The organism is Streptosporangium sp. NPDC020072 (assembly GCF_040631445.1).
GTDB lineage: Bacteria > Actinomycetota > Actinomycetes > Streptosporangiales > Streptosporangiaceae > Streptosporangium.
Genome location: NZ_JBEYAB010000011.1, coordinates 42,149 through 66,244 on the forward strand (window position 1 = coordinate 42,149; position 24,096 = coordinate 66,244).

26 protein-coding genes are annotated in these 24,096 nt (G+C 72.4%); 20 read left to right on the forward strand and 6 right to left on the reverse strand.

The window, feature by feature from the left end; all coding sequences use genetic code 11:
- Positions 1-134: 134 nt before the first annotated feature.
- Positions 135-752: a TetR/AcrR family transcriptional regulator gene (locus ABZ470_RS25840; RefSeq protein ID WP_362914382.1), complete on the reverse strand. Its 618-nt coding sequence runs from the start codon at positions 750-752 to the stop codon at positions 135-137.
- A gap of 79 nt (positions 753-831) precedes the next feature.
- Between ABZ470_RS25840 and ABZ470_RS25845 the strand changes: the two genes are divergently transcribed.
- From ABZ470_RS25845 to ABZ470_RS25855, 3 genes are all read left to right on the forward strand, one after another.
- The gene (locus tag ABZ470_RS25845; RefSeq protein ID WP_362914384.1) at positions 832-1,587 is read left to right on the forward strand and encodes a glucose 1-dehydrogenase; all 756 of its coding nucleotides are present in this window, start codon (positions 832-834) and stop codon (positions 1,585-1,587) included.
- Positions 1,588-1,675: 88 nt separating this feature from the next.
- Positions 1,676-2,236, forward strand: coding sequence for an HAD-IIIA family hydrolase (locus tag ABZ470_RS25850; protein ID WP_362914386.1), 561 nt, complete (start codon positions 1,676-1,678; stop codon positions 2,234-2,236).
- The gene (locus ABZ470_RS25855) at positions 2,233-3,186 is read left to right on the forward strand and encodes a glycosyltransferase (RefSeq protein ID WP_362914388.1); all 954 of its coding nucleotides are present in this window, start codon (positions 2,233-2,235) and stop codon (positions 3,184-3,186) included. Before ABZ470_RS25850 ends, ABZ470_RS25855 begins: the two co-directional genes overlap by 4 nt.
- Positions 3,187-3,211: 25 nt before the next feature.
- Here the strand turns inward: ABZ470_RS25855 and ABZ470_RS25860 are convergent, their stop codons facing one another.
- The 4 genes from ABZ470_RS25860 to ABZ470_RS25875 form a co-directional block, all read right to left on the reverse strand.
- The gene (locus ABZ470_RS25860; protein WP_362914390.1) at positions 3,212-4,120 is read right to left on the reverse strand and encodes a glycosyltransferase; all 909 of its coding nucleotides are present in this window, start codon (positions 4,118-4,120) and stop codon (positions 3,212-3,214) included.
- Positions 4,121-4,167: 47 nt separating this feature from the next.
- A complete protein-coding gene (locus tag ABZ470_RS25865) occupies positions 4,168-4,584 on the reverse strand; it encodes a DUF2795 domain-containing protein (protein WP_362776189.1) in 417 nt (138 codons plus the stop codon).
- A gap of 137 nt (positions 4,585-4,721) precedes the next feature.
- Complete coding sequence (locus ABZ470_RS25870; RefSeq protein WP_362914392.1) at positions 4,722-5,924, reverse strand: cytochrome P450; 1,203 nt, start codon at positions 5,922-5,924, stop codon at positions 4,722-4,724.
- Between the two features lie 42 nt (positions 5,925-5,966).
- Entirely contained in the window at positions 5,967-6,455 is a 489-nt protein-coding gene (locus ABZ470_RS25875; RefSeq protein ID WP_352011872.1) for a hypothetical protein, read from the reverse strand.
- Positions 6,456-6,965: 510 nt separating this feature from the next.
- On the opposite strand from ABZ470_RS25875, the gene ABZ470_RS25880 reads away from it, so the two are divergent.
- From ABZ470_RS25880 to ABZ470_RS25955, 16 genes are all read left to right on the forward strand, one after another.
- A complete protein-coding gene (locus ABZ470_RS25880; RefSeq protein WP_352011871.1) occupies positions 6,966-7,853 on the forward strand; it encodes a nucleoside-diphosphate kinase in 888 nt (295 codons plus the stop codon).
- On the forward strand, positions 7,846-8,601 hold the full coding sequence (locus ABZ470_RS25885; RefSeq protein ID WP_362776194.1) for a YqcI/YcgG family protein: 756 nt from the start codon (positions 7,846-7,848) through the stop codon (positions 8,599-8,601). Before ABZ470_RS25880 ends, ABZ470_RS25885 begins: the two co-directional genes overlap by 8 nt.
- Positions 8,586-9,704 carry a GNAT family N-acetyltransferase gene (locus ABZ470_RS25890; RefSeq protein WP_362914395.1) on the forward strand — a complete coding sequence of 373 codons (1,119 nt, stop codon included), beginning with the start codon at positions 8,586-8,588 and terminating at the stop codon, positions 9,702-9,704. Before ABZ470_RS25885 ends, ABZ470_RS25890 begins: the two co-directional genes overlap by 16 nt.
- Before the next feature lie 61 nt (positions 9,705-9,765).
- A complete protein-coding gene (locus ABZ470_RS25895; protein WP_352011868.1) occupies positions 9,766-10,293 on the forward strand; it encodes a thiamine pyrophosphate-binding protein in 528 nt (175 codons plus the stop codon).
- A 7-nt stretch (positions 10,294-10,300) separates the two neighbouring features.
- The gene (locus ABZ470_RS25900) at positions 10,301-10,891 is read left to right on the forward strand and encodes a thiamine pyrophosphate-dependent enzyme (protein ID WP_362914397.1); all 591 of its coding nucleotides are present in this window, start codon (positions 10,301-10,303) and stop codon (positions 10,889-10,891) included.
- Positions 10,888-12,843 (forward strand): alpha-hydroxy-acid oxidizing protein, encoded by a 1,956-nt coding sequence (locus ABZ470_RS25905; RefSeq protein ID WP_352011866.1) that lies wholly within the window; start codon positions 10,888-10,890, stop codon positions 12,841-12,843. Before ABZ470_RS25900 ends, ABZ470_RS25905 begins: the two co-directional genes overlap by 4 nt.
- A complete protein-coding gene (locus ABZ470_RS25910; protein ID WP_362914400.1) occupies positions 12,840-13,574 on the forward strand; it encodes a class I SAM-dependent methyltransferase in 735 nt (244 codons plus the stop codon). Before ABZ470_RS25905 ends, ABZ470_RS25910 begins: the two co-directional genes overlap by 4 nt.
- Positions 13,571-14,839 (forward strand): MFS transporter, encoded by a 1,269-nt coding sequence (locus ABZ470_RS25915; RefSeq protein ID WP_362914402.1) that lies wholly within the window; start codon positions 13,571-13,573, stop codon positions 14,837-14,839. The genes ABZ470_RS25910 and ABZ470_RS25915 overlap by 4 nt, the downstream gene beginning before the upstream one ends.
- On the forward strand, positions 14,836-15,672 hold the full coding sequence (locus ABZ470_RS25920) for a hypothetical protein (RefSeq protein WP_352011863.1): 837 nt from the start codon (positions 14,836-14,838) through the stop codon (positions 15,670-15,672). The genes ABZ470_RS25915 and ABZ470_RS25920 overlap by 4 nt, the downstream gene beginning before the upstream one ends.
- Positions 15,669-16,508 (forward strand): nucleotidyltransferase domain-containing protein, encoded by an 840-nt coding sequence (locus tag ABZ470_RS25925; protein ID WP_362776204.1) that lies wholly within the window; start codon positions 15,669-15,671, stop codon positions 16,506-16,508. Before ABZ470_RS25920 ends, ABZ470_RS25925 begins: the two co-directional genes overlap by 4 nt.
- Before the next feature lie 51 nt (positions 16,509-16,559).
- Positions 16,560-17,633, forward strand: coding sequence for an amidohydrolase family protein (locus ABZ470_RS25930; protein ID WP_362914404.1), 1,074 nt, complete (start codon positions 16,560-16,562; stop codon positions 17,631-17,633).
- Positions 17,630-18,784 carry a hypothetical protein gene (locus ABZ470_RS25935; RefSeq protein WP_362914406.1) on the forward strand — a complete coding sequence of 385 codons (1,155 nt, stop codon included), beginning with the start codon at positions 17,630-17,632 and terminating at the stop codon, positions 18,782-18,784. The genes ABZ470_RS25930 and ABZ470_RS25935 overlap by 4 nt, the downstream gene beginning before the upstream one ends.
- Positions 18,781-20,058, forward strand: coding sequence for a hypothetical protein (locus ABZ470_RS25940; protein WP_362914408.1), 1,278 nt, complete (start codon positions 18,781-18,783; stop codon positions 20,056-20,058). Before ABZ470_RS25935 ends, ABZ470_RS25940 begins: the two co-directional genes overlap by 4 nt.
- Positions 20,059-20,065: 7 nt before the next feature.
- Positions 20,066-20,839 (forward strand): inositol monophosphatase, encoded by a 774-nt coding sequence (locus tag ABZ470_RS25945; RefSeq protein WP_362914410.1) that lies wholly within the window; start codon positions 20,066-20,068, stop codon positions 20,837-20,839.
- A 5-nt stretch (positions 20,840-20,844) separates the two neighbouring features.
- On the forward strand, positions 20,845-22,062 hold the full coding sequence (locus ABZ470_RS25950) for an ATP-grasp domain-containing protein (protein WP_362914412.1): 1,218 nt from the start codon (positions 20,845-20,847) through the stop codon (positions 22,060-22,062).
- Between the two features lie 138 nt (positions 22,063-22,200).
- Complete coding sequence (locus ABZ470_RS25955; protein WP_362914414.1) at positions 22,201-22,962, forward strand: metallophosphoesterase family protein; 762 nt, start codon at positions 22,201-22,203, stop codon at positions 22,960-22,962.
- Between the two features lie 18 nt (positions 22,963-22,980).
- On the opposite strand, the gene ABZ470_RS25960 is transcribed toward ABZ470_RS25955, so the two are convergent.
- Positions 22,981-23,175, reverse strand: coding sequence for an ArsR family transcriptional regulator (locus tag ABZ470_RS25960; RefSeq protein WP_362914416.1), 195 nt, complete (start codon positions 23,173-23,175; stop codon positions 22,981-22,983).
- 172 nt (positions 23,176-23,347) lie between these two features.
- On the opposite strand from ABZ470_RS25960, the gene ABZ470_RS25965 reads away from it, so the two are divergent.
- Complete coding sequence (locus ABZ470_RS25965) at positions 23,348-24,085, forward strand: class I SAM-dependent methyltransferase (protein ID WP_352011854.1); 738 nt, start codon at positions 23,348-23,350, stop codon at positions 24,083-24,085.
- The last annotated feature ends 11 nt before the right edge of the window (positions 24,086-24,096 follow it).

Sequence of the window (24,096 nt, forward strand, 5' to 3'; positions counted from 1 at the left end):
CCGGATTCCGGGGAACGCAACGTCGCCCTCGAAGGTCGCACGCCTTGCCGAAAGGACCTCGGCCAGGCTTCACGGAGAAGGGGCCGGACCGAAAGAGCGGTGTCCACGCCCGTGCACGGAGCGCCTGCGGCCGCTCAGGGAGCCTCCGGTGGCGCCGGCCAGACTCCGATGGCGAGTTCGGCCACCGGGCGCAGGTCGGCGGCGGTCGCGCCGTCGGCCGCCTGTTGTGACAGACCCTGGAGAGCGGCTCCGAAGTACCGGGCCAGGGCCCGGGTGTCGACGGAGTCCGGCAGTTCGCCCGCGCGGACGGCCTCGTCGAGACGGGCCGCGAAGACGGCGACGTTGGCGTTGCGGATGTCGCGGAGGAAGGCCTCGATGTCGGCGTCCCTCGGGTTGACGTTGGTCGCCGAGCGAATGATCAGGCAGCCCGCCGGGTGGGACGGGTCGGTGTAGGCCTCGGCGGCCTCGCGCAGGATGCGCGCGAAGGCGCCGCGGGCGGTGCGCTCCTCACGCAGGGCGATCTTCGCGAAGGTGGCGGGCGCCGCCCTCTGGTAGGCGACGACGGCCTCCTTGAACAGGGACTTCTTGTCACCGAAGGCCGCGTAGAGGCTCGCGGGCCTGATGTTCATCGCCTCCGTCAGGTCACTGACCGAAGTGGCCTCGTAGCCGTGGTCCCAGAACAGGCGGACGGCCTTGGCCAGCGCCTCGTCACGGTCGAAGGTGCGGGGGCGGCCCCGGCGGCTCTCGGTCATGGCACAAATTCTAGAGCACTCACTCAATAATCCGTGCTACCGTATTTTTTGATCAATCACTCAACAAAGGAGTTTCGTCATGGGACGTCTCACGGACAAGGTCGCGCTGGTCACCGGGGGCAGCCGGGGTATCGGCCGGGCCGTCGCGCGACGGCTGGCGGGCGACGGGGCCACCGTCGTGCTGACCTACGCCCAGGACGGCGCGGCGGCGGCGGAGACCGTCGAGAGCATCGAGAAGGACGGCGGACGGGCCTTCGCCCTCCGCGCCGAACTGGGCGAGCACGGCGACGCCGAGGCCCTGTGGGCGGCCTTCGACGCCGTGACCGGCGACGCCCGGGTCGACATCCTGGTCAACAACGCCGGCATCGGGCGCAGCGCCGGCATCGCCACCCTCACCGAGGAGGAGTTCGACAAGGTGTTCGCGGTGAACGTCCGCGCACCGTTCTTCGTCGTCCAGCACGCGCTGCCCCGGCTCAACGACGGCGGCCGGATCATCAACGTCTCCAGCGGCGCGGCCCGTATGGCGTTGCCCGAGATCATCGCCTACAGCTCGACCAAGGGCGCGCTGGACACCTTCACCCTCAACCTCGCCAAAGCGCTCGGCCCGCGCGGGATCACCGTCAACTCGGTCGCACCGGGGATCATCGACACCGACGTCAACGCGGGCTGGCTGCGCGCCGACCCCAAGGCCTGGGAGCGGGCCGCGGCCCTGTCGGCGCTCGGCCGGGTCGGCACCCCCGAGGACGTCGCGGACATCGTGGCCTTCCTCGCCTCCGACGACGCCCGCTGGGTGAGCGGCCGGGTCGTCGACGCCACGGGCGGCTCCGGCCTGTGAAGGGCATCGTTTGCTTGACCTGTTCGGGGGGTAGAGCACGGCCCTGTCGCGGGGAGGTTCTCGTGCGAGTCCGTCCTCGGAGGTGCCGTTGACCGTCCCTCGCCCAGCCGCCGTCCTGTTCGACCGTGACGGCACACTGATCGTCGACGTCCCCTACAACGCCGATCCACACCGGGTACGGCCGATGCCCGGGGCCCGGCGGGCGCTCGCCCGGCTGCGCGGGGCGGGCGTGCCCGTCGGGGTGGTCACCAACCAGTCGGGGGTGGCCAGGGGACTCATCGGCGCGCGGGAACTGCGCGCGGTGAACGCCCGCGTCGAGGAGATCCTCGGCCCGTTCGCCGTGTGGGCGGTCTGCCCCCACGGCGAGCACGACGGATGCGGCTGCCGCAAGCCCGCTCCCGGGCTCGTCCTGCGGGCGGCGGCCGTCCTCGGGGTGAACGTCCGCGACTGCGTGGTCATCGGGGACATCGGGCGCGACGTGGAGGCCGCCCGAGCCGCCGGGGCCCGCGGCATCCTCGTCCCCACCCCCGTCACCCTTCCCGAGGAGGTGGCCGCGGCGCCCGAGGTCGCCGCCGACCTCCCCGGCGCCGTCGAACGGGCGCTGCGCCCGCCTCCTGACACGTCCACCGACCCCGGGGAACCGACATGAGAATCCTGCTGTGGCACGTGCACGGTTCCTGGACCACCGCGTTCGTCCAGGGCGACCACGACTACCTGGTGCCGCTCGTGCCCGACCGCGGCCCCGACGGACGTGGCCGGGCACGGACCTACCCCTGGCCGGATCCGGTGCGCGAGGTCTCCTGGGACCGGCTGCGCGAGGAGGAGGTCGACCTGGTCGTCCTGCAACGGCCGCACGAGCTCGAACTCGCCGAGGGCTGGCTGGGCCGCCGTCCCGGACGGGACGTGCCCGCCGTCTACGTCGAGCACAACACCCCCGTGGGCGACGTCCCGCGCACCCGCCATCCCCTCGCCGGGCAGTCCGGCGTCCCCGTCGTCCACGTGACCCACTTCAACGACCTGTTCTGGGACTGCGGCCGGGCGCCGACACACGTGATCGAGCACGGCGTCGTGGACCCCGGTCACCGCTACACCGGCGAGCTACCGCGCGCGGGGGTCGTCGTCAACGAGCCCGTCAGGCGCGAGCGGGTCGCCGGGACCGACCTGCTCCCCCTGTTCGCCGCGGCCGTACCGCTCGACGTCTTCGGCATGCGGACCACCGGCCTGCCGGAGGCACTGGGGGTGCCCGCCGGGACGTTCGAGGACCTTCCCCAGCGGGCGATGCACGCCGAACTGGCCCGGCGCCGCGTCTACCTGCACCCCTACCGGTGGACCTCGCTCGGCCTGTCCCTCATCGAGGCCATGCTGCTCGGCATGCCCGTCGTGGCGCTGGCCACCACGGAGGCCGTGGAGGCCGTCCCCGCCGCAGCGGGGGTGATCTCGACCCGCGTCGCCACCCTGACCGCCGCCCTGGAGTCCTTCGCCTCCGACGCCGCCCTGGCGAGGCGGACGGGCGAGGCCGCCAGGCGTGCCGCCCTCGCCCGGTACGGCCTGGGCCGTTTCCTGTCCGACTGGGACCTCCTGCTCACGCGGACGGCCTGAGGGGCCCCGCGGGCGTGCGTGGGGCTCAGGCGCTCCCGGCCTCCCGTGGCCGGTCATGGCGCCGTCCGGGTCGTTCCAGTGAGTCACGGGCCGCCTCCACCCACGGCGGCAGTGTCCGGCGGCTCGCCAGCGCGGCGGGCAGCCTTCCCACGGCGTCCCGGATTCCCCGCCGCCCCGCGGGCCCGCCACGCGCGGCCGACGACACGGCACGCGCGACCACCGGCCACGGCCGCCGCATGACGGCGGTGAGGACGGCGTTGCGGGCGGCCAGCGCCCGCCTGCCCCCGGGGTCCCGCGCCGGGGAGGGATGGTGGTGGGCGACCACGGTCTCGACATAGGCCAGTCCCCATCCGGCCGCCGCCAGGTCCAGGGCCAGGCGTTCCTCCTCCCCGAAGAAGAACACCACCTTGTCGAAGCCTCCGGCGGCCAGGTAGGCCTCCCGCCGTACCACCGCCCCGCACGCCAGGAAACCCAGCACGCTCGGCCCCGGCAGGTCCGGCTCCGTGCCCAGCGGACCGGCGGCCATCTCCGCGCAGACCGGGTCGGGCCGGCCCTCGGGGCCGACCAGGACGCGCCCGGCCAGCACCGCCAGCCGGGGATGGGCGTCCAGCACGTCGGCGGCCCGTTCCAGGGCGCCCTCGGCCCACCAGGAGTCGTCGTCGGCGAAGGCGACGTAGGGCGTCCCGGCGAGCCGTACCCCTGGATTCCTGGCGGGCGCGCCCAGGTTTCGTCCCAGCTCGACGACCCGTACGTGCGCGAGGCGCCGTCGTGCCATCTCCGCGCTGCCGTCGGCCGAGCCGTTGTCCAGCAGGATCACCGGCCCCTCGTGGCGAGGCAGGGAGCGCTCAAGCTCGGCGCGGCGGTCGCGGCTGGCGACCACGACCGTCACTCTCGGCCCGTCCGCCCCGTTCCTCTCCGGCGTCGTGTCGCCCATCTCCGGCGGGCCCCCCTTCCCGGGTACGGCGGGGCCGTACCCGCCGGTCAGTCCCGCTGCTCCCCACCGCCGAACCCGAGCGTTTCGGCGATCTCCTCGACGTTGGCGAAGGTCCGGTCGGGCAGCGCCCGCAGGGCGGAGAGCACCGGATCCGGCGCGGACTGCGCCTCGGCGCGGGCCAGCAGGGTCGCGCGGTCGGCGGGAAACGCGTGGGTGCCGCTGATCCAGCGGGCCAGGACACTACGGCTGTCCACCTCCTGCGGGGTCATCTCCTCCGGGGAGCCCGGTTCGTGCCCGGGTGGCCGGGGCCCCGGGGCCAGATCCCTCTCACCGGGGGCGTCGAGGGGCTCCGGCTCCTTCCACTCCTCGACGCTGCTGTCCTCTCCTCCCTGGACGATGCCCTGAGCCTCGTGTTTCTGCTCGTCGTCCAGCCGCGGACCGTGCTTGGTGCTTCCCCGTTCCATCTCTGGTCCCCCTTCCGAGTTCGTACTCCTGCCCCTGCCCCGTATGCCGGCGGCTACCCACCACCGGACCGCCGGGCGGCGTGGCCGGGACAGGCGCCGCCCCCGGAGACGGATCTCCAGGGGCGGCCGTACGGTGCCTATCCCTGGATGAGCGGGAGGTGGCGCACCCCCGTCAGAGAGGGGGTGGGGATGAACAGCACGGGGTCGTCCGGGTCGGTCCGCAGCGTTTCGAAGCGGTCGAGCAGGATGTCCAGCGCGACCCGTCCCTCCAGCCTGGCCAGTGGCGCGCCCAGGCAGAAGTGGATGCCCCGGCCGAACCCGAGGTGCGGGTTGGGGTCACGGCCCGGGTTGAAGACGTCGGGGTCGGGGAACTGGCGCGGGTCCCGGTTGGCCACCGCGAGCCAGACCATGACCATCTTGTCGGCCGGGATCGTCACGCCGCCCAGTTCGGCCTCCCGGGTGGTGGCACGGCCGAGGAGGGCGAAGGGGGTCATGTACCGGATCGCCTCCTCGATGACGGCCGGGATCGAGGACCGGTCGGCGCGCACCTTGGCCTGCTGCTCGGGGAAGGCGTCCAGGCACAGCACCGTGTTGCCGAGCAGCATCGTCGTGGTGATGTGTCCCGCGAGCAGCAGGATGATCGCGAAGTTGACCACCTGGTCGTCGGGCAGGCGTTCGCCGTCCACCTCGGCCTGGACCAGCCTGGTGAGCAGGTCGGCGCGCGGCTGCCGCCTGCGCTCGGCCGCGTGGGCGGCGAGGTAGGCGGTCATCTCCCGCCACGGTTTCAACGTGGCCGCGACGTCCGCCTTGCGCTCCTCCTCCGAGCGGTTGAGCGAGATCTCGGCGTCACGCTGGAACAGCGCGTCGGCCCACTGCTTGAACAGGGCCCGGTCGCCGCTGGGCACGCCGAGCAGCTCGGCGATGACGATGACCGGCAGCGGATAGGCCAGGTCGCGCACGAGCTCGAAACGGTCCTGCTCACGTGCCGCGTCGAGCAGTTCGTTGGTGAGGGCGGCGATCCTCGGTTCGAGATCCGCCACGACCTTCCTGGTGAAGGCGTTGCTGACCAGTTTGCGCAGTTTGCCGTGCTCCGGCGGGTCGATCTGGGTGATGAAGCCGTCCAGCGAGAACTCCTCGCCGAACGACATCTCCTGGGGAATCACCCGCATGGTGTCGGAGGAGTACGTCGCGGGGTCGCTGAAGACCTCGTGCGTCTCCTGGTATCCGTAGACGTTCCACAGCCCGGTCCGGCTGTCGAACTCGACCGCCGGGCCCGATCGGGGCCCGTGCAGCCAGAAGTGCTGTTTGGGGATGTCGTACCGTTCGACGATGCCTGACATCGCCTCTCCTTGGTTGAGGATCCCTCTGCCTGATGCGGTACGTCAGGACGTCTTCTCGCGGTACTCCTTCCAGCGCTCGAGCATCCCGTCCGCGTCCTGCAGGACGAAGGCGTAGAAGTCCCGGGTCTCCTTCAGCCGGGCGCGCTGGTCCGGCCGGTCGTCGCCGACGATCGACAGTCCGAGGTCGAGCGTGTCGAGGCTCTGCCTGACGGCGGCCAGCTGGGCCCGCACGATCTCGGCCCACTCGCCGCTGGCCGTCCGGTAGCGGTGTTCACGGGTGGCGGTCGGAACGCGCTCCGCCATCCCGCTCAGCTCCAGCTGCCTGGCGACCGTGCTGACCGCGGTCTTGCTCACGCCCAGTTCGGCCGCCAGCTCGGTGAGGGACCTGTCGGGCGGGTCGCAGATCATGAGCCACGCGTGCAGGCGGCCCATCGTGCGCGTCCTGCCCATACGCTCCATGATCAGCCCCATGCGATCGACGAACTCGGTCTCCGAAGGGTCCACAAGCGCCAACTCCGCAATGAACGTCAAGTACGTACTTTACGAAGCGTACGCCTCTTTCCGGCGGGCGTGAAGGACCGCGCGCCCACCCCTCCGCCGGAACCCGCCGGGCTCCATGAGTGACGTAGATCACACTTCATCCGCCGGGCGCGCGACGGGCCGGGACATGATCCGCGAAACCCCAGGTCCCACCCGCGAACGGAGACATCCGTCACACACGGGACGAGCCGGACCGGCCGGACCCGTGGCGTCAATCGCCCGTTCACGGTTGACGCGCTTTCTTGACATGTCGCATGCTCTTGAAGTCGAACATATTCACTCGCACCGGGAGCCGTTTTTCAGCCAGGCGTGCGGGACAGTGCTTTCCTTATAGCGGAACGGTTCTCGGGAAGGGTTCCCTCCGCGTTTCCGGAAAGATGACAAACGGACGCGCGACCCTCATTTCCCGCCCGTCCGGAAACACTGCACAACCTCTTGAAATTCTATTGAGCGTACGAGAGGTGAAAGGCCGTGGACTGGTCCCGTAATCTTGTGGTCGTCGTGAGCCCCGATTCCTTCATTCGCGGGCTCGGGCGCCGAATCGTGGACGACGTGCTGAACGCCGGCTGCGAGGAGGTGGCGGCACGGGTCGTCCAGCCGGGAAGTCTCCTGCTCGACGTCATCTACGACGACCTGGCCCTCAGGAGGATCCACTTCGGGACCTACCGGTACCGCGCGATCGACGCGCTGTACCGGCTCGGGCCCTCACTGGCGCTCCTGCTGACCGGCGGGCCCGACATCCACCGGCGCTTCACCGAGATGAAGGGCTCCGGGCCGCTCGAACGGGCCTCCCCCTCCTCCCTGCGGCTGCGCTACGGGGCGGTCAACACGATCCTCGGCCTGCTGCACGCCTCGGACAGCCCGCAGGAGGCCGAACTGGACTGGCGGACGTTCTTCGTCAGGGAGTGGGGCAACCTCGGCCGCGGCGAGCTGCCGGAGAGCCACGCCCAGCTCGCGACACCGGGGGCCCGCACCCTCGCCTCCCTGCTCGACAGAGCGCCGGGAACCGGGGAGAACCGCGGCTTCCTGCAGGTGAGAGACCAGTTCAGGAGGGTCCTGATCGCCCACCTGTGGGAGCTCCTACCGGACTCCGAGGCCGCCTCCGTGGCCCACGACCTCGCCGGGACGCCAAAGACCCCGCTCGACGACGAGCTCGTCGCCCGTGTCGCGAAGAGCCTGGACGGCTCCGCCGACCTGCTCCTGCGCCGGGCCCTGGGCTCCACGTTCACCCCTGAGGGGCCACCGCTGGACACCGACCGGCTGTGGACCGCGCTCCAGGGTTACGGAATCAGGGTCGACCCCTGGTCCAGGGCCGTCCTGGCGACCTCGCAGTACTTCCCGCCGGTGGCCTATCCCGACCCGGTCGCGGGCGGTGACGCACGTGGGTGAGAGCGCCTCCGCACGGATGTGGACGAGCGCCCAGGAACCGCCGGAGGACTCCCCCGAATGGGTCTCCCGGGAACGGCGGCGAATCCGTGACGCCCTGCTCTCCACCCATCCCTTTCCCTACCCCTGCCACTTCGGCGCCATCGGCGAAGCCGCGGGAAACAATTACTACACGTTCATGAACCTGCGCCGGGACTTCTCCGGCGAGGTGGCCGCCGTGGCCCGCGACCTCGCGCATTTCATCGGAATCCAGCGCGGTTCCCCCGAAGAACGGCTTTCGTTCCTCCTCATGGTCGGCCCGCCGTCCGGCGAACGCGACTTCGCAGGGTACCGCGCCCTTTTCTGGAAGGTCCTTTCCGGCCTGCATTCGTCTGACAGAGGACCACGCCCCCCTGACGTTCCCGACGACCCCGACGACCCGAAATGGGATTTCAACTTCGGCGGCGAACGGCTCTTCGGTTTCGGCATGTGCCCGGCCTACGGCCCCCGGCGCAGCCGGGCCCTGGGGCAGTGCCTCCTCATCGCGATGCAGTCCCGGAGCGTCTTCGGGAACATCGGCGGTTCGACGGCGGCGGGACGCGCGGCCAAACGGCGCATCCGCCGGAGCCTGTCCCGGTACGAGGACGTTCCGCTGCTCTCGGACGCCGGAGACGGCCTGGGATCGACGGCCGAGAAGTGGAAGCAGTACTTCCCCGAGATCGACGGACGGCCGCTGACCGGCGGGTGCCCCATCCGATGGGAGCGGCGTTGAGGGCCGGGGGCGGGGCGCGGCTCGTCGTCGACGAGGTCCTGCCGCCGCACTGGCCCGACCTGACCTTCCTGACCTCGCCCGCGTGGCTGGAGATGATGGGGGACAGACCGCCGGGCCGGGGCCACTACTTCCGGCTCGTGCGCGACGGTGTCACCCTCGCCGCGACCACGGGATACCTGATCGAGGACCCGGACTGCTACGAGTCGTTCAACCTCCACGAGCTGATGTGGCGTGATCCGCCCGTCTTCCCCGACCAGCGGCGCCCGCCCGGCGAGGCCCCGGAACGCTCGCTCTGCTTCCCGTTCCTCGCGATCGTGCAGCCCGGCTACGACGCCGGCGTGGTCGGCCCCGGCGGCCCCTCACCCGAGCGGGTCGGCGATCTGCTGGCCGCCGTCACGGCGTGGGCGCGGGAGGCCGGTGCGGTCTGCGCGGCGGTGCTGTACGCGGCGGGTCCCGCGCTGTGCTCGGCGCTTTCTGCCTCCCCCGCGTGGTCGCGGATCCCCGGCACGGTGCGGTCGGTCCTCGACGTGCCGGGGGGCGGGTTCGACGAGTACGTCGCCCGGCTCCCCAAGACCAGCCGCCAGAAGGTGCGGTGGGACCTTCGCGACCTCGCCCGCGCCGGAGTGCGCACCGCCCCGGCGCCCGCGGACGTCCCCGGCGCGGCGGAGATCCGCCTGCGGATGAACCTCGTCGGGAAGTACGGCGGGTACAGCACGCCGGAGACCGAGTGGTCCAGGCTGGAGCGGCTCACCTCGCTCTTCCCGCCGCAGCGCCTCCGGCTGTTCCACAGCCGCTCCGCCGGCGACGAACTGCTGGCGTTCAGCCTGTTCATCCGGTACGGCGAGCAGTGGCACGTGTTCTGGTGCGGTTTCGACTACGAGAACCCGGCCTGCCGCAGGACCTACTTCGACGTGATGTTCTACACCCCGGTCCGTGCCGCGCGGGAGGAGGGGGTACGGACGATCGACTACGGGCTGGGCTACGAGCGGAGCAAGAAGTGGCGGGGATGCCACGGGGCGAGGCGGGACATCTGGGTCACCGACCTCTGCGGAGGACTCACCCCGTGGATCGAACGTGCCGCACGCCGGGACGACCCGCCCTGAGAACCCCCCGGCAGCACCCCCCGACAGCACAGCGAGTGCACGGCGAACTGGAGACGCAGACTTGGATGTCATTGCCGCGCGAGAAACCGAGCGAACTCCCGTGCTGGCCGAGGAGGTCTTCGCGGCCGGATACGACTTCATCACCGGCGTGCCCGACTCCCACCTCGCGGGTTTCCTGAGCGGGCTGGCGGAACACCCCCGCGCCGCCGACCGCTACCTGCCCGGGACGCGGGAGGACAACTGCGTCGCGCTCGCGGCGGGCGCGTACCTGGCGGGCGCGACACCCCTGGTGTTCATGAAGAGCGCCGGGCTCGGGACGTGCGTCGACGCGCTGACCAGCCTGGCGCTCGTCTACCGCGTCCCCCTGGTGCTGATGGTCTCCTGGGCCGGGCACGACGGCCGGGACGTCCCCCACCACAACGTCATCGGCGGGCCCGCCCCCGCCGTACTGGACGCGCTGGGCATCCCCGTACTGCGCTGCCGGCTGGCCGACCCGGCGCAGGTGGCGGAGCGGCTGCGCGCGGCCCTGCGCACCGCGCGCTCCTCCCGGATCCCCGTCGCCGTCCTGTGCGCGCCGGAAGGGGCGTGAGCGGCGGATGCTGACCAGAGGCGAGGCGCTCACCCGCGTCACACGGGCGGCCGACGCGGCGGACGCGGCGGTCTTCACCGGCAACGGGCTCATCCCCCGCGCGCTGTACGCGCTCTCCGACCGGGCGGAGAACTTCTACATGATGGGCAGCATGGGGCTCGCCCTCCCCATGGCCGTCGGGTTCTCGAAGCTGTCCGGGGCGGTGGCCTTCGCCGTCGAGGGCGACGGGAACACCCTCATGGGGCTGTCGGCGGCGCCGCTGGCCGCGGCCGCCACCGGCCCCCTGGTCCACGTGGTGCTGGACAACGGGATGTACGAGAGCACCGGCGGGCAGGGGTCACCGGCGCCCCGGTTCTCCTTCGTCAAGATGGCCGAGGCCTGCGGGTACTCGACGGCCGTCTCCGTGGCCGAGGGCGAGGCGCTCTCCCTGGCGCTGTCCGCGGCGGTCGGCGGAGGGCACGTCGGCCTGGTCCACGTCCTCGTCGCGACGGACGGCGGCCCGCCTCCGCCCCGGGTCCCCTTCCACCCGGCCGAGATCACCGAGAGGTTCATCGCGCGGTTCCGTGAAGACGTTTCCCGGCAGGAGACAGCCCAATGAACGAGTTACGCATCGGCATAGGCGTGCACAGCCCCATCACCGCGTTGCTCGCGGAGGAGGCCGGGGCCGACGTCCTGTGGCTCGGCAGCCTTGAGATGTCCGCCAGCCGCGGTGTCCCGGACCGGGAGGTCCTGGAGGTCACCGAGGTGGCCGCCATCGTCCGCTCGGTGCGGGCCGTGACGTCCCTGCCGATCTACGTCGACGCCGACACCGGCAGGGGCAGCGACGAGGTCGCCGTGCTCGCGACCAAGCTCTACGAGGAGGCGGGCGCCACCGCCATCTGCGTCGAGGACAACGTCTTCCCCAAGCGGAACTCCCTCGACGACCGGTTCAGCGGCCGGGAGCTGCTGGGCGCCGAGGCGTTCGCCGAGCGGATCTCCGCCATGGTGGCCGCCCGCCGTTCCATCCAGGTCATCGCCAGGACCGAGGCCCTGGTCGCCGGGCACGGTGCCGACGTGGCGGTGCGGCGGCTGCGGCGCTACGCCGCGGCGGGCGCGGACGCCCTGTTCGCGCAGGCCAACCGGGCCAGCGCCGACCAGTTGCTCCCCGTCGTCGAGCGGATCGCCCCGCTGCGGCCCATGGTGCTCGCCCCCACCGTGCTGCCCGGCGTGGACGCCGAGGCCTTCGCCGCGCACGGCCCGGTGACCGTGATCTTCGCCAACGTCGTCATCCGCAACCTGGTGGCGCAGACCTCCCGGGTGCTGCGCGACCTGATGGCCTCGCGGCGTCTGGAGAACGTCCTTCCCGACCTCGCCGGGGTCGAGCGGCTGTTCGAGCTTGCCGAACACGGCCACGCGACCGACCCGCCGCCCGCGACCGGCGTCCCCGTTCCCGAGCCCCGGCCCCGGGTCGAGGAGCGCGCGGCCCGCCCCTCCGACGTCGAGACGGCCAGGGTCAGGATGACCGAGGCGGCCTTCGACTACTGCGCGGGCGGTGCCGGGGACGAGTCGGGGATGCGGCGCAACGTCGAGCGCCTGGACGCCCTGACGCTCACACCGCGTGTGCTGCGGGACGTCTCCGCCCGCAGCACCCTGACCGAGCTGCTGGGCACCCCGCTCTCCGCGCCGCTCCTGGTCACCCCGATGGGGCTGCAGGCCCTGTGCCACCCCCGGGCCGAGGTGGCCACGGCCGCCGCCGCGCACTCCCTGGGGCTCGGCTTCACCCTGTCCATGTTCAGCTCCCGCCCGGTCGAGGAGGTGGCCGAGGCCGCCCCGGACCGGCTGTGGCAGCAGGTGTACCTGCTGCGGGAACGCGAGGTGAGCTGGTCCCTGGTCGGCCGGGCCGAACAGGCGGGCGCCAGGGCGGTGGTGTGCACCGTGGACGTCCCGCTGGTCGGCCGCAGGAGCCGCGACGCCCGCAACGGGTTCCGGCGGTTCGACACGGCGCCGCCTGCGATCGTCCAGGACCCGTGCTTCGTCGACCTGCTCGCCCACCGGCGGCGCCGGGACCCCTCCCTGACCCCCGCCGGTCTGGTCGCCGAGCTGTTCCCCGATCCGGCCGTTTCCTGGGCGGACCTCGCGGAGCTGCGCTCCCGTACCCGGCTCCCGCTCGTCGTCAAGGGCGTCCTGCACCCCCAGGACGCCCGGCGGGCCGTGGACGCAGGCGCGGACGCGATCCAGGTGTCCACGCACGGCGGCCGTCAGTCCGACCGGCACGTGGCCGCGGCGGACGCGCTGCCCGCCGTCGTGGCGGCGGTCGGCGACCGGGTGCCCGTGCTGTTCGACTCCGGGGTGCGCACCGGGGCACACGTGGCGACCGTGCTGGCGCTCGGCGCGCGGGCCGTCCTGGTGGGCCGTCCCGTGCTGTGGGGGCTGGCGGCGCGCGGCCAGGAGGGGGTTGAGGGCGTCCTGCGTTCCCTCACCGAGGAACTCGACCACACGATGGCCCTCCTCGGCGCCCCCGCCGTCGACGGCCTCGACCGGGAGCTGATCGGGGTGCGGGAGTGGGCGTGAACCAGGGACAGACGAGCGGCACCACGGCCGGCGCCACGGCCGGCACCACGGCCGGCACCACGGCCAGCACCACGGCCCACCAGCACTGGGACCAGGTGTGGCGGACCGGCGACGGGCGTGCCGACTGGTCGACCGTCGACCCCTGGGTCGCCGGCGCCGTAGGCCTGCTGCGTGAACGGCGGGCGCGGACGGTGCTCGACCTGGCCTGCGGGGTGGGCAGGCACGCGGTGTTCCTGGCCCGGTCCGGCTTCCGCTGCTGGGCCGTCGACGCCAGCCCGACCGCCGTCGAGCACACACGCGCGGCGGCCGAGCAGGCCGGGGTCGACGTGGACCTGCGGATCGGCCAGATGAACCGGCTCCCCTACCCCGACGGCCACTTCGACTACGTGCTGGCCTACAACGCGATCTACCACGGAGACCCGGAGGCGGTGCGGGCGACCGTCCAGGAGATCCACCGGGTGCTGCGGCCCGGCGGGCTCTACCAGGTGACGATGCTGTCGCGGCGCAACCGGGGCTACGGGCAGGGCGTCGAGGTCGCGGAGGGGACCTTCGTACGGCCCGACGCCGACGACGACAAGGTGCACCCGCACTTCTACTGCGACGCCGCCGGGCTGGTCACGCTGAACCGGCCCGCGGAACCCCTGTCGATCCACGACGCGGAGCACTCGGCGCCGGGGTCCTTCCACTGGCACTGCCTGTTCGAGACGCCCGCGGGGCCGGAGCGCGGATGACCCGGGAGCCCAGGACCACCCTGCTGTCGCGGATGGCGGACCGGCCGCAGCTGCGGCCCTTCCGGATCCGGGACTTCAGGTACCTGTGGGCCGGGTTCGCGGTCTCGCTGCTCGGGGACGGCATGATGTTCGTGGCGCTGCCGTGGCTGGTGCTCTCCATGAGCAACACCGCGACGGCGCTGGCGTCCATCGGGGTGGTGATGGCCCTGGCGGCACTGCCCGCCGCGCTGGTCGCCGGGGCGCTCGTGAACCGTTTCGGCGCCCGGCGGGTGATGCTGGCCGGTGACCTCTGCCGGGCGGTCACGCTGGCGGCCCTCGGTCTGCTGGGCATGGCCGGCCTCCTCAACGGCTGGTTGCTTCTGTGCGGGCTGGCCCTGTTCTCCGCCGCCGAGGCCGTCTTCGTCCCGGCCTTCGCGACGATGGTGCAGTCGCTGGTCCCTCCCGAGCACCTGGTGGGCGCCAACTCGGCCGACCAGGCCATCCGGCCCCTGATGTGGCGGCTGGTCGGCCCGGTGGCAGGCGGCGCCCTGGTGGCGAACTACAGCGCGGACTGGGTGCTCCTGCTGGACGCGGGCACCTTCGTCGTCTCGTTCCTGTTCCTGCTGCGGGTCGGCGCCGAGCGGGATCCCGGCCCCGGGGACGGCGCGAACCTGCTGGCCGACGGCCTCGGCGGCTGGCGTTACGCGTGGAGGCACCGCTGGCTGCTCTACGCCTTCTCCGCGGGCGCGGTCGCGGTCGTCTGCGTCATGGGGCCGTGGAACGTGCTCGTCCCCTACGTCCTGCGCAACGAGGTCGGCGGCGGCGCCGAGATGTACGGCCTCGTCCTGGCCGTCGGCGGGGTCGGCCAGGTCGCGGGCGCCCTCCTCGTCGGAGGCAGGCCACTCGACAGGCGGACGCTGCCGTTGCTCTATCTCGCGTGGGGGGTGATGGCGGGCGGCCTGGCGGGGTTCGCCGTCCACTCGTCGCCCTGGCCCGCGCTGGCCGGCAGTTTCGTGATCAACGTGGCGCTCGCCGTCTCGACGGTCCTGTGGGGGGCGCTGTTGCAGAGCGCCGTGCCACGCGACCAGGTGGCGCGCGTGTTCGGCATCGACTGGGCCCTGTCCCAGGTGCTGGTGCCCATCTCGTACTCCGTCGCGGGGGCGCTCGCGGACACGACGTCCACGCGTACGGCCCTGCTGGTGGCCGCGGTGGGCGGCCTGGTCTGTGTCCCGGCGATGCTGATCGTCAAGTCGGCCCGGCGGATGCCGGAGGTGAGGGGTGTATGAGCGACACACTCGTTGAGGCGCTGGCACGGCGTTTCTCCTGGCCGGACGGCTGCGGCGTGGTGCTGGCCGGCTCCACGGCCGAGGGCGTGGCCATGCGCGGTTCCAACGTCAACGTGCTGGTGGTGGACGCGCCGTACGGCTGGGCGCCACCCGGTGACGGCACGCCGTGCGTGGTGCGGCCGATGAGCCTGTGCCTGAACCACATCTACTCCTGCGACCCGGTGATCAGCCTTGAGGTGCTGCGTCCGCTGGACGGCCTGGCCGAGCTCGCGGCCGGGATGTCCCGCGTCGGGGACCCGGGCACCCCGGATCTGGAGCTGCCCGTCCTCGACGTGCTGGAGATCAGGCTCCTGTCCCGGCTTCGGGGCGGCCTGGTCCTGCACGGGGACGAGACGGTCGAACGCTGGCGGAAACGGATGGAGCTGGGGTGGCTGCCCGCGTTCCACTGCGCCACCACGTACCTGACCGCGCTCCACTTCCATCGCAAGGCCGCGACCGCCCAGGCCGACGGGCTGCCGCTCGACGCCTCGGTCCAGTTGCGCCTGGCGGTCGAGCACCTGCTCGTCAGCGCCCTGGCCGCCGACGACCGTGTGCTGCACGAGGTCAAGAACCTCGGCAGGCACCTCACCGCGGACCTGTCGGCCGCCGTGGACAGGCCCCGGCTGCTCGTGGAGGCCGGCGCCCTGCTGCGCCGGGACATGACGGCCGTACCCGAGCTCTTCGCACGGATCGAGGAGCTGGCGGCGGGCCTGCTGGACTGGCTGCCCGGCACGGAGCACGGCGCGACCGCGGCCCGCTACCTGCGCGGCCAGGGGCTCGGGGGGCGTCCGTGACCACGCCTGCCTCCCACGTCCCCGCGCTTCCGCCCGTGGTCCGCCAGGTCGTGGACGGCCTCGCCGGCTCGCCCGTCGTCCGCTCCGTCCGGATCGCGGGCTCACGGGCCCGCGGCAGGCCGACCAGCCCGGACAGTGACTGGGACATCCTCGTCTACGTCGAGGAGGTGCCCTCCGAGGCGGAGCTGCGCCGCCTGCTGCCCGCTCTCCCCTCGGGGAGCGAGCCGGTCGAGCTCGTCACCGCCAACCTCGGCCACCCGTTCCAGGAGTCGGAGTTCTCGGTGCCGGTCTCCCCCAGGATCGACGTCTGCCTGCGCCCGCTGGCGAACCTGGAGGCCGAGCGGGAACGGGCGGACAGGGGGGCCTTCCTCGTCCACTCCTACCCCAAGATCCACAGCGGTGTGCCGTCCTACATCCTGCTGAGCGAGGCCGCGCTCTCGGTCTCCGTGCACGGTGAGGTCGGGCGGCCCCCCTGCCCCGTCGCGCTGCGGGACAACGCCGCCGCCTGGTGGCGCGGGCGCGCGGCGTGCTGCCTGCTGCTGGCGACCGACCACGTCAGGGCGGGAGAGACGATCGGCGCCCTGGGGCACGTGCTCGCTGCCGCCACCTCCCTCGCGCACGCGCGGCTCATCGGCCGGGGGTACTGGTACCCCATCACGAAACGCCTGCTCGACGAACCGGGCGCGCTGCCCGACGGCGCCCGCCGCGGCCTTGAGGACCTGTCCGCCGGCCTGATGACCACGGCCTCGGTCGACCGGATCGCCGGGGACATGGCCCTCGACCCGGAGGACGGGCTCGAATGGCTGGCCCAGGGCCGGCACATGGGAGTCGAGTGATGCCCGCGAAAAGCACATCGACGACCCGCGACCACAGAAGCTGGAGATCTCGTGCCCGACGCCGGACTGTACGACTGTGACACGCACTTCACCGACCACCTTCCCGAGATCTGGGAGGACATCGGGTTCACCGCCGCCGAACGCCCAGAGGTGGTCGTCGAGGCGGGGGTGACACGGCTCCGGCTCGGAGACCGTGTCTTCCCCAAGCCGAGCGGCCCCGGGCACGGCAACCCCAAGGGCCTGGGCCACCTCATCGGGCCGGGCCAGGACGAGGACAGGGCCGTCTTCACCGGCAAACACGGCATCGCCGCGGCCGTCCTCCAGCCCGGGTTCGTCGGCCTGTCGGTACAGGCCGTCGAGGACGAGCAGACGCGCCTGCGCCTGCTCGACGGGTACAACCGGCTGGCCTCGCGAGCCTGCGCCCGGTCCCGCCTGACCCTGAAGTGGGCCTTCCTCGCCTCCGCCGAGGACCCGAAGTGGAGCGAGGAGACGCTGCGGGGGTACGCCGACGACCCGCACCTGGTCGCCGTCGTGGTACGGCCGACCGCCCGCACCGCCACGGCGCGGCTGAACTCCCCGGACCTCGCCCCGCTGCTCGGCACGGCGGCGCGGCTGCGGCTCCCGCTGGCCGTGCACGGCGGAACCGGCTGCCACCAGTGGTCGCCGCTGGCGGACGCCTACGACGACTACGCGATGACCCACGCCTTCGGGCACATGGGCGAGCAGATGATCGCGCTGGCCGACCTGGTCACCCGCCCCGACGGGCTGCCCGACGGCCTGCGGGTGGTCATGCTGGAGTCCGGCATCGCCTGGATTCCCAGCGTGCTCGGACGGCTCGCGAGCCACACCAGGCGGCTGGCGGGGGACGTGCCGGACCCGGTCGAGACCTTCCGCGAGCACTTCGCCGTGGTGCCCGACCCCGGGGAGGAGCACGTGCTGTGGGCCGCTCGTCAGCTCGGCGCGGAGAGCATCCTGTTCGGCTCGGACTACCCCCACTGGGACACCGTGGAGTCCGGTGGCTGGCTGGCGAAGTTCTCGGACCTCTGCCCCCCTGACCTGCTGGCCGCCAACACCTCGCGGTTCGTCCCGCGCCTGGTCGGGCGGGCGGCGGGTGACCTGCGATGACGCCCCCGCCCCTCGTCCCCGCCGGGGACCGCCCCGTCCGTGTCCTGGTGGCCGGTTGCGGCGACCTCGCCGTACGGGTGCTGCACGGGCTGGCGAACGCGCCGTCCCCCCGCCGTCTCGCGATCCTCGGACGTGATGGGGAGGCGGTCGTCCGTACGGCCAACATGGTGGCGCTCTCGGCCGCCCAGCTGGGCAGGCACTGGCCGGTCGAGCCCCTGGTGGCGGACCTGGACGACACCGCGCGCACGGCGGAGGCCCTCGCCGGGTTCGCCCCGGACATCGTGTTCGCCGCGGCCAGCCTGCAGTCCTGGCACGTGCTCTCCGAACTGCCCCGGGACCGTTTCGCACGTGTCGGCGCCGCCCGTTTCGGGCCGTGGCTCCCGATGCACCTGTCCCCGGTGCTCAGCCTCATGAGAGCCGTACGGCTCGCCGGCAGTCCGGCGGTCGTGGTCAACGCGGCCTACCCCGACGCCGTGCACCCGGCGCTCGCCGGGGTGGGACTGAGCCCCCACCTGGGCATCGGCAACGTGGCCAACTCGGTCCCCGCGCTGCGGGTCATCGCGGCCCGGCACCTCGGCTGCCCGCCGGAGGAGGTACGGCCGCGTTTCGTGGCGCACCACTTCGTCGGGCACCGGCTCTCCCGGACCGGGGACGGCGGCGGCGCCGCCTACCACCTGACGTTCTGGCGGGACGGCGTCGACGTCACGGCGGCGTTGCCTCCCGAGGACGTCATGTTCGCCCTGATGCGTACGCAGTACCGCCGTACCGGCGGCCGGGAGGGGCAGGTCATGACCGCGGCGTCGGCCCTGAGCGTGCTGGAGCCCCTGGCCACCGGCACCGGCGCCGAGGTGCACGCCCCCGGCTGGGCGGGCCTGCCCGGCGGCTACCCGGTCAGGATCACCCCGGACGGCACGGAACTCGACCTGCCGCCCCGGCTGTCGGAGAAGGAGGCCGTGGAGATCAACCTCGACGGCCAGCGTCACGACGGAATCGCCCGGATAGGGGCCGACGGCCTGGTGGAGTTCACCGAGGAGTCGACGGAGATCATGCGGGCGGAGCTCGGATACCACTGCAAGCAGCTCGCGCTCGACGACGCCGGGCAGGCCGCGGCGGAACTCGCCGCCCGATACGCGGAGTACAGCCGACGATGAGCGATGAGCCGGTACAGACCCTCGTCCTCGACCACATCGGTTACCGGTACTACCGGGACACCGACGGCCGTGCCTTCCTGCCCGCCTCCCGCAACCGCGTCCGGCTCGTCACCGACATCCGCAAGCTGGACCAGGCCCGCGGTGACGAACTCGCGGGCGTCGTCGGCGTCCCGCGCGGTGACGAGACCCTCCTTGAGGCCGCCGCGCACTTCCTGGACGGCGTCTCGGAGCGCCCGACCCAGCGGATCGTCGCCATCAGCGAGGGCCTGCTGCTGACCGCCGCCAGGATGCGGGACCGGCTGGGCGTGCCCGGCCCGACGGAACACCAGGTCCTGGGGTACCGGGACAAGGTGATCATGAAGGAGCGGCTTCGGGAGCGCGGCGTGCGCGTCCCCGACTTCGCCCCCTTCACCGAGGCGAACGCCCTGGAACTGCTGCGCAGGCACGGCGCCCTGGTGGCCAAACCGCGGCGCGGTGAGAGCTCCGCCGGCATCGTCTTCCTCGACGACGCCGAGGACGTCCGCCGGTTCGCCGCCACGACCTCCAAGGACGAGCTGGCCCGGTACGAGGTGGAGGAACGCGTCGACGGGCGGCTGTTCCACATCGACAGCGTCGTCCGTGACGGGGTGCCGCTCGCCGCGGTGGCCGGGCGGAGCGTGGAGGAGACGACGTCCTACCGCCGCCTGGAGGCGTTCCGCGACGTGGCCGTCGGGCCGGGCGCGACCCTCGACCTGCTGCTCGCCTTCAACCGCCGGGTCCTCGCCTGCTACCCCGACTTCAGCGGCGTCACCCACCATGAGGTCTTCCTCACGGAGGGCTCCGGGGGCTCCGGGGGCTCCGGGGGCTCCGGGGGCTCCGGGGGCTCCGGGGGCGAGGTCTGTTTCTGTGAGATCGGCGGCCGCGCGGGCGGCGGCGGCATCATCCCGGGTTTCCTGTCCCGGACCGGTGTCAACCTCGACGAGGTCGTCATCCGCTCCCAGCTGGGGCTGGAGGTTCCCCGGCCCCCTGAACCGGCCCCGCACCTGACCGGTTACGCGCTGGTCTACGCCCCCGCAGGACGGCTCGACACGGACCTGACGCCCCCGGCCGAGGACTGGATCATCGACACCCAGCTGCGCTTCCAGGTCGGCGACGTCATGCCGCGGCCCGCGGCGTGGAACCAGGCGGCCGTGACGGTGACCGTACGCGGTGAGACGGAGGCGCAGGTCCAGGCCCGGCTCGACGAGGTGATCGAGCTGACGCTGAGGCGGCTGCGCGGCCAGGAGCGGAGGTGAGACGGCGTTGGACACCGAGTCGGACATCGAGAGGCTCGCTCTCGTCGTGGCCCGGCGCGCGGCGGCGGAGATCGAGGACACCGCGCGGGAGACCTACCGGGTCACGCGCAAGAGCACCGAGCAGGACCTGCTGACCGAGGCGGACCTGAGGTCGGAGTCGGTCATCATGGACCTGCTGCGCACGGCCAGGCCGGACGACGCGGTCCTGGCCGAGGAGTCCGGCTACCAGGCCGGGCGTTCCGGGGTCACCTGGATCGTCGATCCGCTCGACGGCACCGCCAACTTCGTGCGGGCCTCGCCCCACTACGCGGTGAGCGTCGCGGCGGTCTCCGGCGAGCGCTGGCTGGCCTCCGTCATCGTCCGGCCCGCCGACGGGCAGTGGATGGCGACGCTCGACGGTTCGCTCGACGGCAGCTTCACCCGGTCGCCGGGTCCCGCGGAGCGGCACGTCCGGGTCGCCGTGGCGCTGCCGTACGGGGCCGAGGAGCTCAAGGAGGCCCACGGCATCCTCCGGCTCGTCGGCAGGCGCTACCAGGTGGTGCGGACCGGTTCGGCGGCCTGTGACCTGCTGAGGGTGGCGGCCAGGACCCTCGACGCCCACATCGCGGTCGCCCTCCCGTGGTGGGACACGGCGGCGGGACACGGCCTGGTCCGCGCGGGCGGCGGCACCGTGACACGCGGCCGCTCCCTGCGGCGCACCCGGATCGACATCGCCGGGGAACCGGCCGTGGTGCGCGCGCTGCTCGGCCTCCTGACCGAGCACCGCCACGTGGTGGGGTGACGGGAATGGCCCACACCCGCGCCGGGCGGCCCGTGCTGCTGCTCGTGACGAGCCGCAGGCGGCGTTTCACCCGTCACCTGCTGGAGCGGCCGGACATCGGCACGGTGCTGCTGTGCACACGGGCCACGGCGGGTACGGTGCCGGACGGCGTGCCCTGTTTCGTGATCGACGAGGACCGGCCGCTGGCCGGGGAGGTGACCCGTTACAAGAAGTGGGCCTCCGGGCTCGACGCCGTCCCCGCCTACTTCTGCAACCCCGACGAGACGCTCCAGCCGCTGACGCACCGTTTCGCCGCGTTCGCCGGGCTGCCGCACATGACCCGGGACCAGGTCCGCCTGGCCACGGACAAGGTGGCGATGAAGGAGCTGTTCGCCGCCGCCGGGCTGCCCGCCGCGCGCTGGCGCGTCGTCACCTCGGCGCAGGAGGTACGGGCGTTCGCCGACCGGCACGGATGGCCCGTCGTGGTGAAACCGGCCGTCTCCGGCTCCAGCGTGGACGTCTGGAGGTTCCACGCCCACGAGATGACCTCGGCCGCCCGGATCATGGCGGTACGACCCCGGCGGCGGTGGATCGTCGAGGAACACGTGGCGGGCACCGAGCACCAGCTGTGCGCCCTCGTGCACCGCGGCGAGGTCCAGGACGCCTTCGTCGCCGTCAACCCGGCCCCCATGCTGGAGACGCTTGAGGGCGCGATGAACGCCGACATCACCCTGGCGCCGTCGGAGCCCAAGCCCCTCGATCCGAGGAAGGTGGCGCAGCGGATCTCCGACGCGCTGGGTTATCGCGACGGTTATCTCCACGCGGAGTTCTTTCTCCGGCCGGACGGTTCCCACGTCATGGGTGAGATCGCGGCGCGGCTGAGCGGGGCCTGGTTGCCGGAGAACCACGGCCTTTCCCACGGGTTCGACATGCTGGCCGCCGTCGCGGACGTCTATGTGGGACGGCGTCCGAAACTGGCGTACACCCTCGACAGGTCGGTCGGGGATCTTCTCCTTCCCGCCCGCCGTGGCCGCGTGCTGGACATCTCCCCCATAGAAGACCTTCTTTCCCTTCCCGGGGTCATCTCCGGCGAGGTCACGGCCTCGGTCGGCGACCGTCTCGAACCGGCGCGCGCCTCGAACGCCTGCACCGGCTATCTGCACATAGCGGGAAGGGATTCGAAAGAGGTCAGGTATCACATGGAAAACGCGCTGTCCGAATATCGTCTGGTGACAACAGAATGATTTCACCGATAAATCATCGTCACCTGTGTTGTTCAGGGCTTTTTCCGGCCGGTCGGCCGGTCCGCTGGCGACCGGCCGCGGCGGCCGTGTAGAAAAGCACCTGAGACCCGTAACCGACGCGGCCAGAAAGGACATTCGATGGTGGCAAGTGTCGCTGTTCTGTCCGATATTCACGGGGTGTTGCCCGCGCTTGAGGCCGTACTCGCCGAACCCGAGGTGATGGCCGCCGACAGGATCGTCGTCACCGGCGACCACGCCGCGGGCCCCCAGCCCGTCGAGGTGCTCGACCGGCTCCGCGAGCTGGGCGACAGGGCGGTCCTGGTGCGCGGCAACGCCGACCGCGACCTGGTCGCGTTCGCGCGGGGAGAGGGCGTCGAGGACGCCTGGGAGATCGACCTGTGGGCCGCGCGGCAGCTCCGCGACGAGGACGTCAAGCTCCTGGCCGGCCTGCCCCACCCGGTCACCATGGAGGTCGAGGGCTTCGGCAAGGTCGTCTTCTGCCACGGAACCCCGCGTGACGACAACGAGGTCGTGCTGGTCGACACCCGGCTTGAGCGCTGGGCGGAGGTCTTCGCCGACCTGCCCGACGACGTGCGCACCGTGGTGTGCGGGCATACGCACATGCCGTACCTGCGGCTCGTGGACGAGCGTCTCGTGGTGAACGCCGGAAGCATCGGCATGCCCTACGGCCGCACCGGCGGCCACTGGCTGCTGCTGCGCGACGGCCAGGTCCAGATCCGCCGCACCCCGTTCGACCTCGACGACGCCGTGGAGTCCGTGGTGCGCAGGTCGGGCTACCACGACTGCCGCTCGTGGGCCGAGCACTACATCCACTCCGTCACGACGGACGCCGAGGCCGTCACCGCCTTCGGCCCGCGCGACGGCCGGGCGGCCTGCTGAACGCCCTCATCCGGCCGCTCAGGAGGCGGGAACGGCCACCAGCCGGTCGCCGAGGGGGCTTCTGCGGTACAGAACGTGCCGCCCGTCACGGACCCGGGTGACCAGGCCGGTGCCGTACAGCACGCGCAGGTGCTGGGAGACGGCGCTCGGGGTCACCCTCAGGCGGCGGGCGAGTTCGACCGTCGGCGACGGCTCCTCAAGCAGGCCGAGCAACGTGGCCCCGGGCGCGCCCAGCAGCGCCGCCAGGACGGTGGCGTCCGGGGGCGCGGAGCCGATTCATTAAACCCCACCCTGCGTTGCTTGGCCGTTCGCGCCGGGTGCCGTGGACTTCTCACGTGGGCTCCTCCGGGGCGGGGAGCACCGGACCGAGCGAGAGGAAGAGGACATGGAGGGGTTCGATCCGCGCACGAGCTTCGGCCGTGAGGTGTCCATGCGCTACGACGCCGAGGACACCCGTGGTGACGAGGAGCGGACGGTCGCGTTCCTGGCCGGGCTCGCTGCCGGGCGTGACGCACTGGAGTTCGCGGTGGGCACCGGCCGCGTCGCCCTGCCGCTGGCCGGAAGCGGGATACGGGTCGACGGCGTCGAGCTCTCACCGGACATGGTGGACCGGATGCGCGAGAAGCCGGGCGGCGACCTGATCGAGGTGACCATGGGCGACATGTCCACCGTCACCACCGGACGCCGCTACGGCTTGGTCTACCTGGTGTACAACACGATCGGCAACCTCCTCACCCAGGACGACCAGGTCCGCTGCTTCGAGAACGCGGCCCGGCACCTGGCCGAGGACGGGGTGTTCGTCGTGGAGTGCCGGATACCGACCGCCCCGGCGCGCCCTCGTCACCAGTACGTCGACGCCGAGCACGTCGGGGTCGACCACGTCGGCCTGGACGTGTGCCGCTACGACCCGGTGACGCAGATCCTCGACGAGAACCACGTCAGGATCAGCGCCGAGGGCATCGTCCTCAGTCCCATCAGGCTCCGCCTGGCCCATCCGCCGGAGTTCGACCTCATGGCCCGGATCGCGGGTCTCCGGCTGCGTGAGCGCTGGGGAGGCTGGGAACACGAGCCGTACACGGCCACGAGCCGGCGGCACGTCAGCGTCTACGAACACGCCGGGTGAGCCGGGGCGGG

Coding starts and splice junctions, on each gene's coding strand:
- ABZ470_RS25870 (WP_362914392.1), bottom strand. CDS start 5,924: ATGTCAGGCATCGTCGAACGGTACGACATCCCCAAACAGCACTTCTGG.
- ABZ470_RS25915 (WP_362914402.1), top strand. CDS start 13,571: ATGACCCGGGAGCCCAGGACCACCCTGCTGTCGCGGATGGCGGACCGG.
- ABZ470_RS25860 (WP_362914390.1), bottom strand. CDS start 4,120: ATGGGCGACACGACGCCGGAGAGGAACGGGGCGGACGGGCCGAGAGTG.
- ABZ470_RS25905 (WP_352011866.1), top strand. CDS start 10,888: ATGAACGAGTTACGCATCGGCATAGGCGTGCACAGCCCCATCACCGCG.
- ABZ470_RS25955 (WP_362914414.1), top strand. CDS start 22,201: ATGGTGGCAAGTGTCGCTGTTCTGTCCGATATTCACGGGGTGTTGCCC.
- ABZ470_RS25950 (WP_362914412.1), top strand. CDS start 20,845: ATGGCCCACACCCGCGCCGGGCGGCCCGTGCTGCTGCTCGTGACGAGC.
- ABZ470_RS25900 (WP_362914397.1), top strand. CDS start 10,301: ATGCTGACCAGAGGCGAGGCGCTCACCCGCGTCACACGGGCGGCCGAC.
- ABZ470_RS25890 (WP_362914395.1), top strand. CDS start 8,586: ATGGGAGCGGCGTTGAGGGCCGGGGGCGGGGCGCGGCTCGTCGTCGAC.
- ABZ470_RS25855 (WP_362914388.1), top strand. CDS start 2,233: ATGAGAATCCTGCTGTGGCACGTGCACGGTTCCTGGACCACCGCGTTC.
- ABZ470_RS25940 (WP_362914408.1), top strand. CDS start 18,781: ATGAGCGATGAGCCGGTACAGACCCTCGTCCTCGACCACATCGGTTAC.
- ABZ470_RS25935 (WP_362914406.1), top strand. CDS start 17,630: ATGACGCCCCCGCCCCTCGTCCCCGCCGGGGACCGCCCCGTCCGTGTC.
- ABZ470_RS25920 (WP_352011863.1), top strand. CDS start 14,836: ATGAGCGACACACTCGTTGAGGCGCTGGCACGGCGTTTCTCCTGGCCG.
- ABZ470_RS25840 (WP_362914382.1), bottom strand. CDS start 752: ATGACCGAGAGCCGCCGGGGCCGCCCCCGCACCTTCGACCGTGACGAG.
- ABZ470_RS25865 (WP_362776189.1), bottom strand. CDS start 4,584: ATGGAACGGGGAAGCACCAAGCACGGTCCGCGGCTGGACGACGAGCAG.
- ABZ470_RS25845 (WP_362914384.1), top strand. CDS start 832: ATGGGACGTCTCACGGACAAGGTCGCGCTGGTCACCGGGGGCAGCCGG.
- ABZ470_RS25965 (WP_352011854.1), top strand. CDS start 23,348: ATGGAGGGGTTCGATCCGCGCACGAGCTTCGGCCGTGAGGTGTCCATG.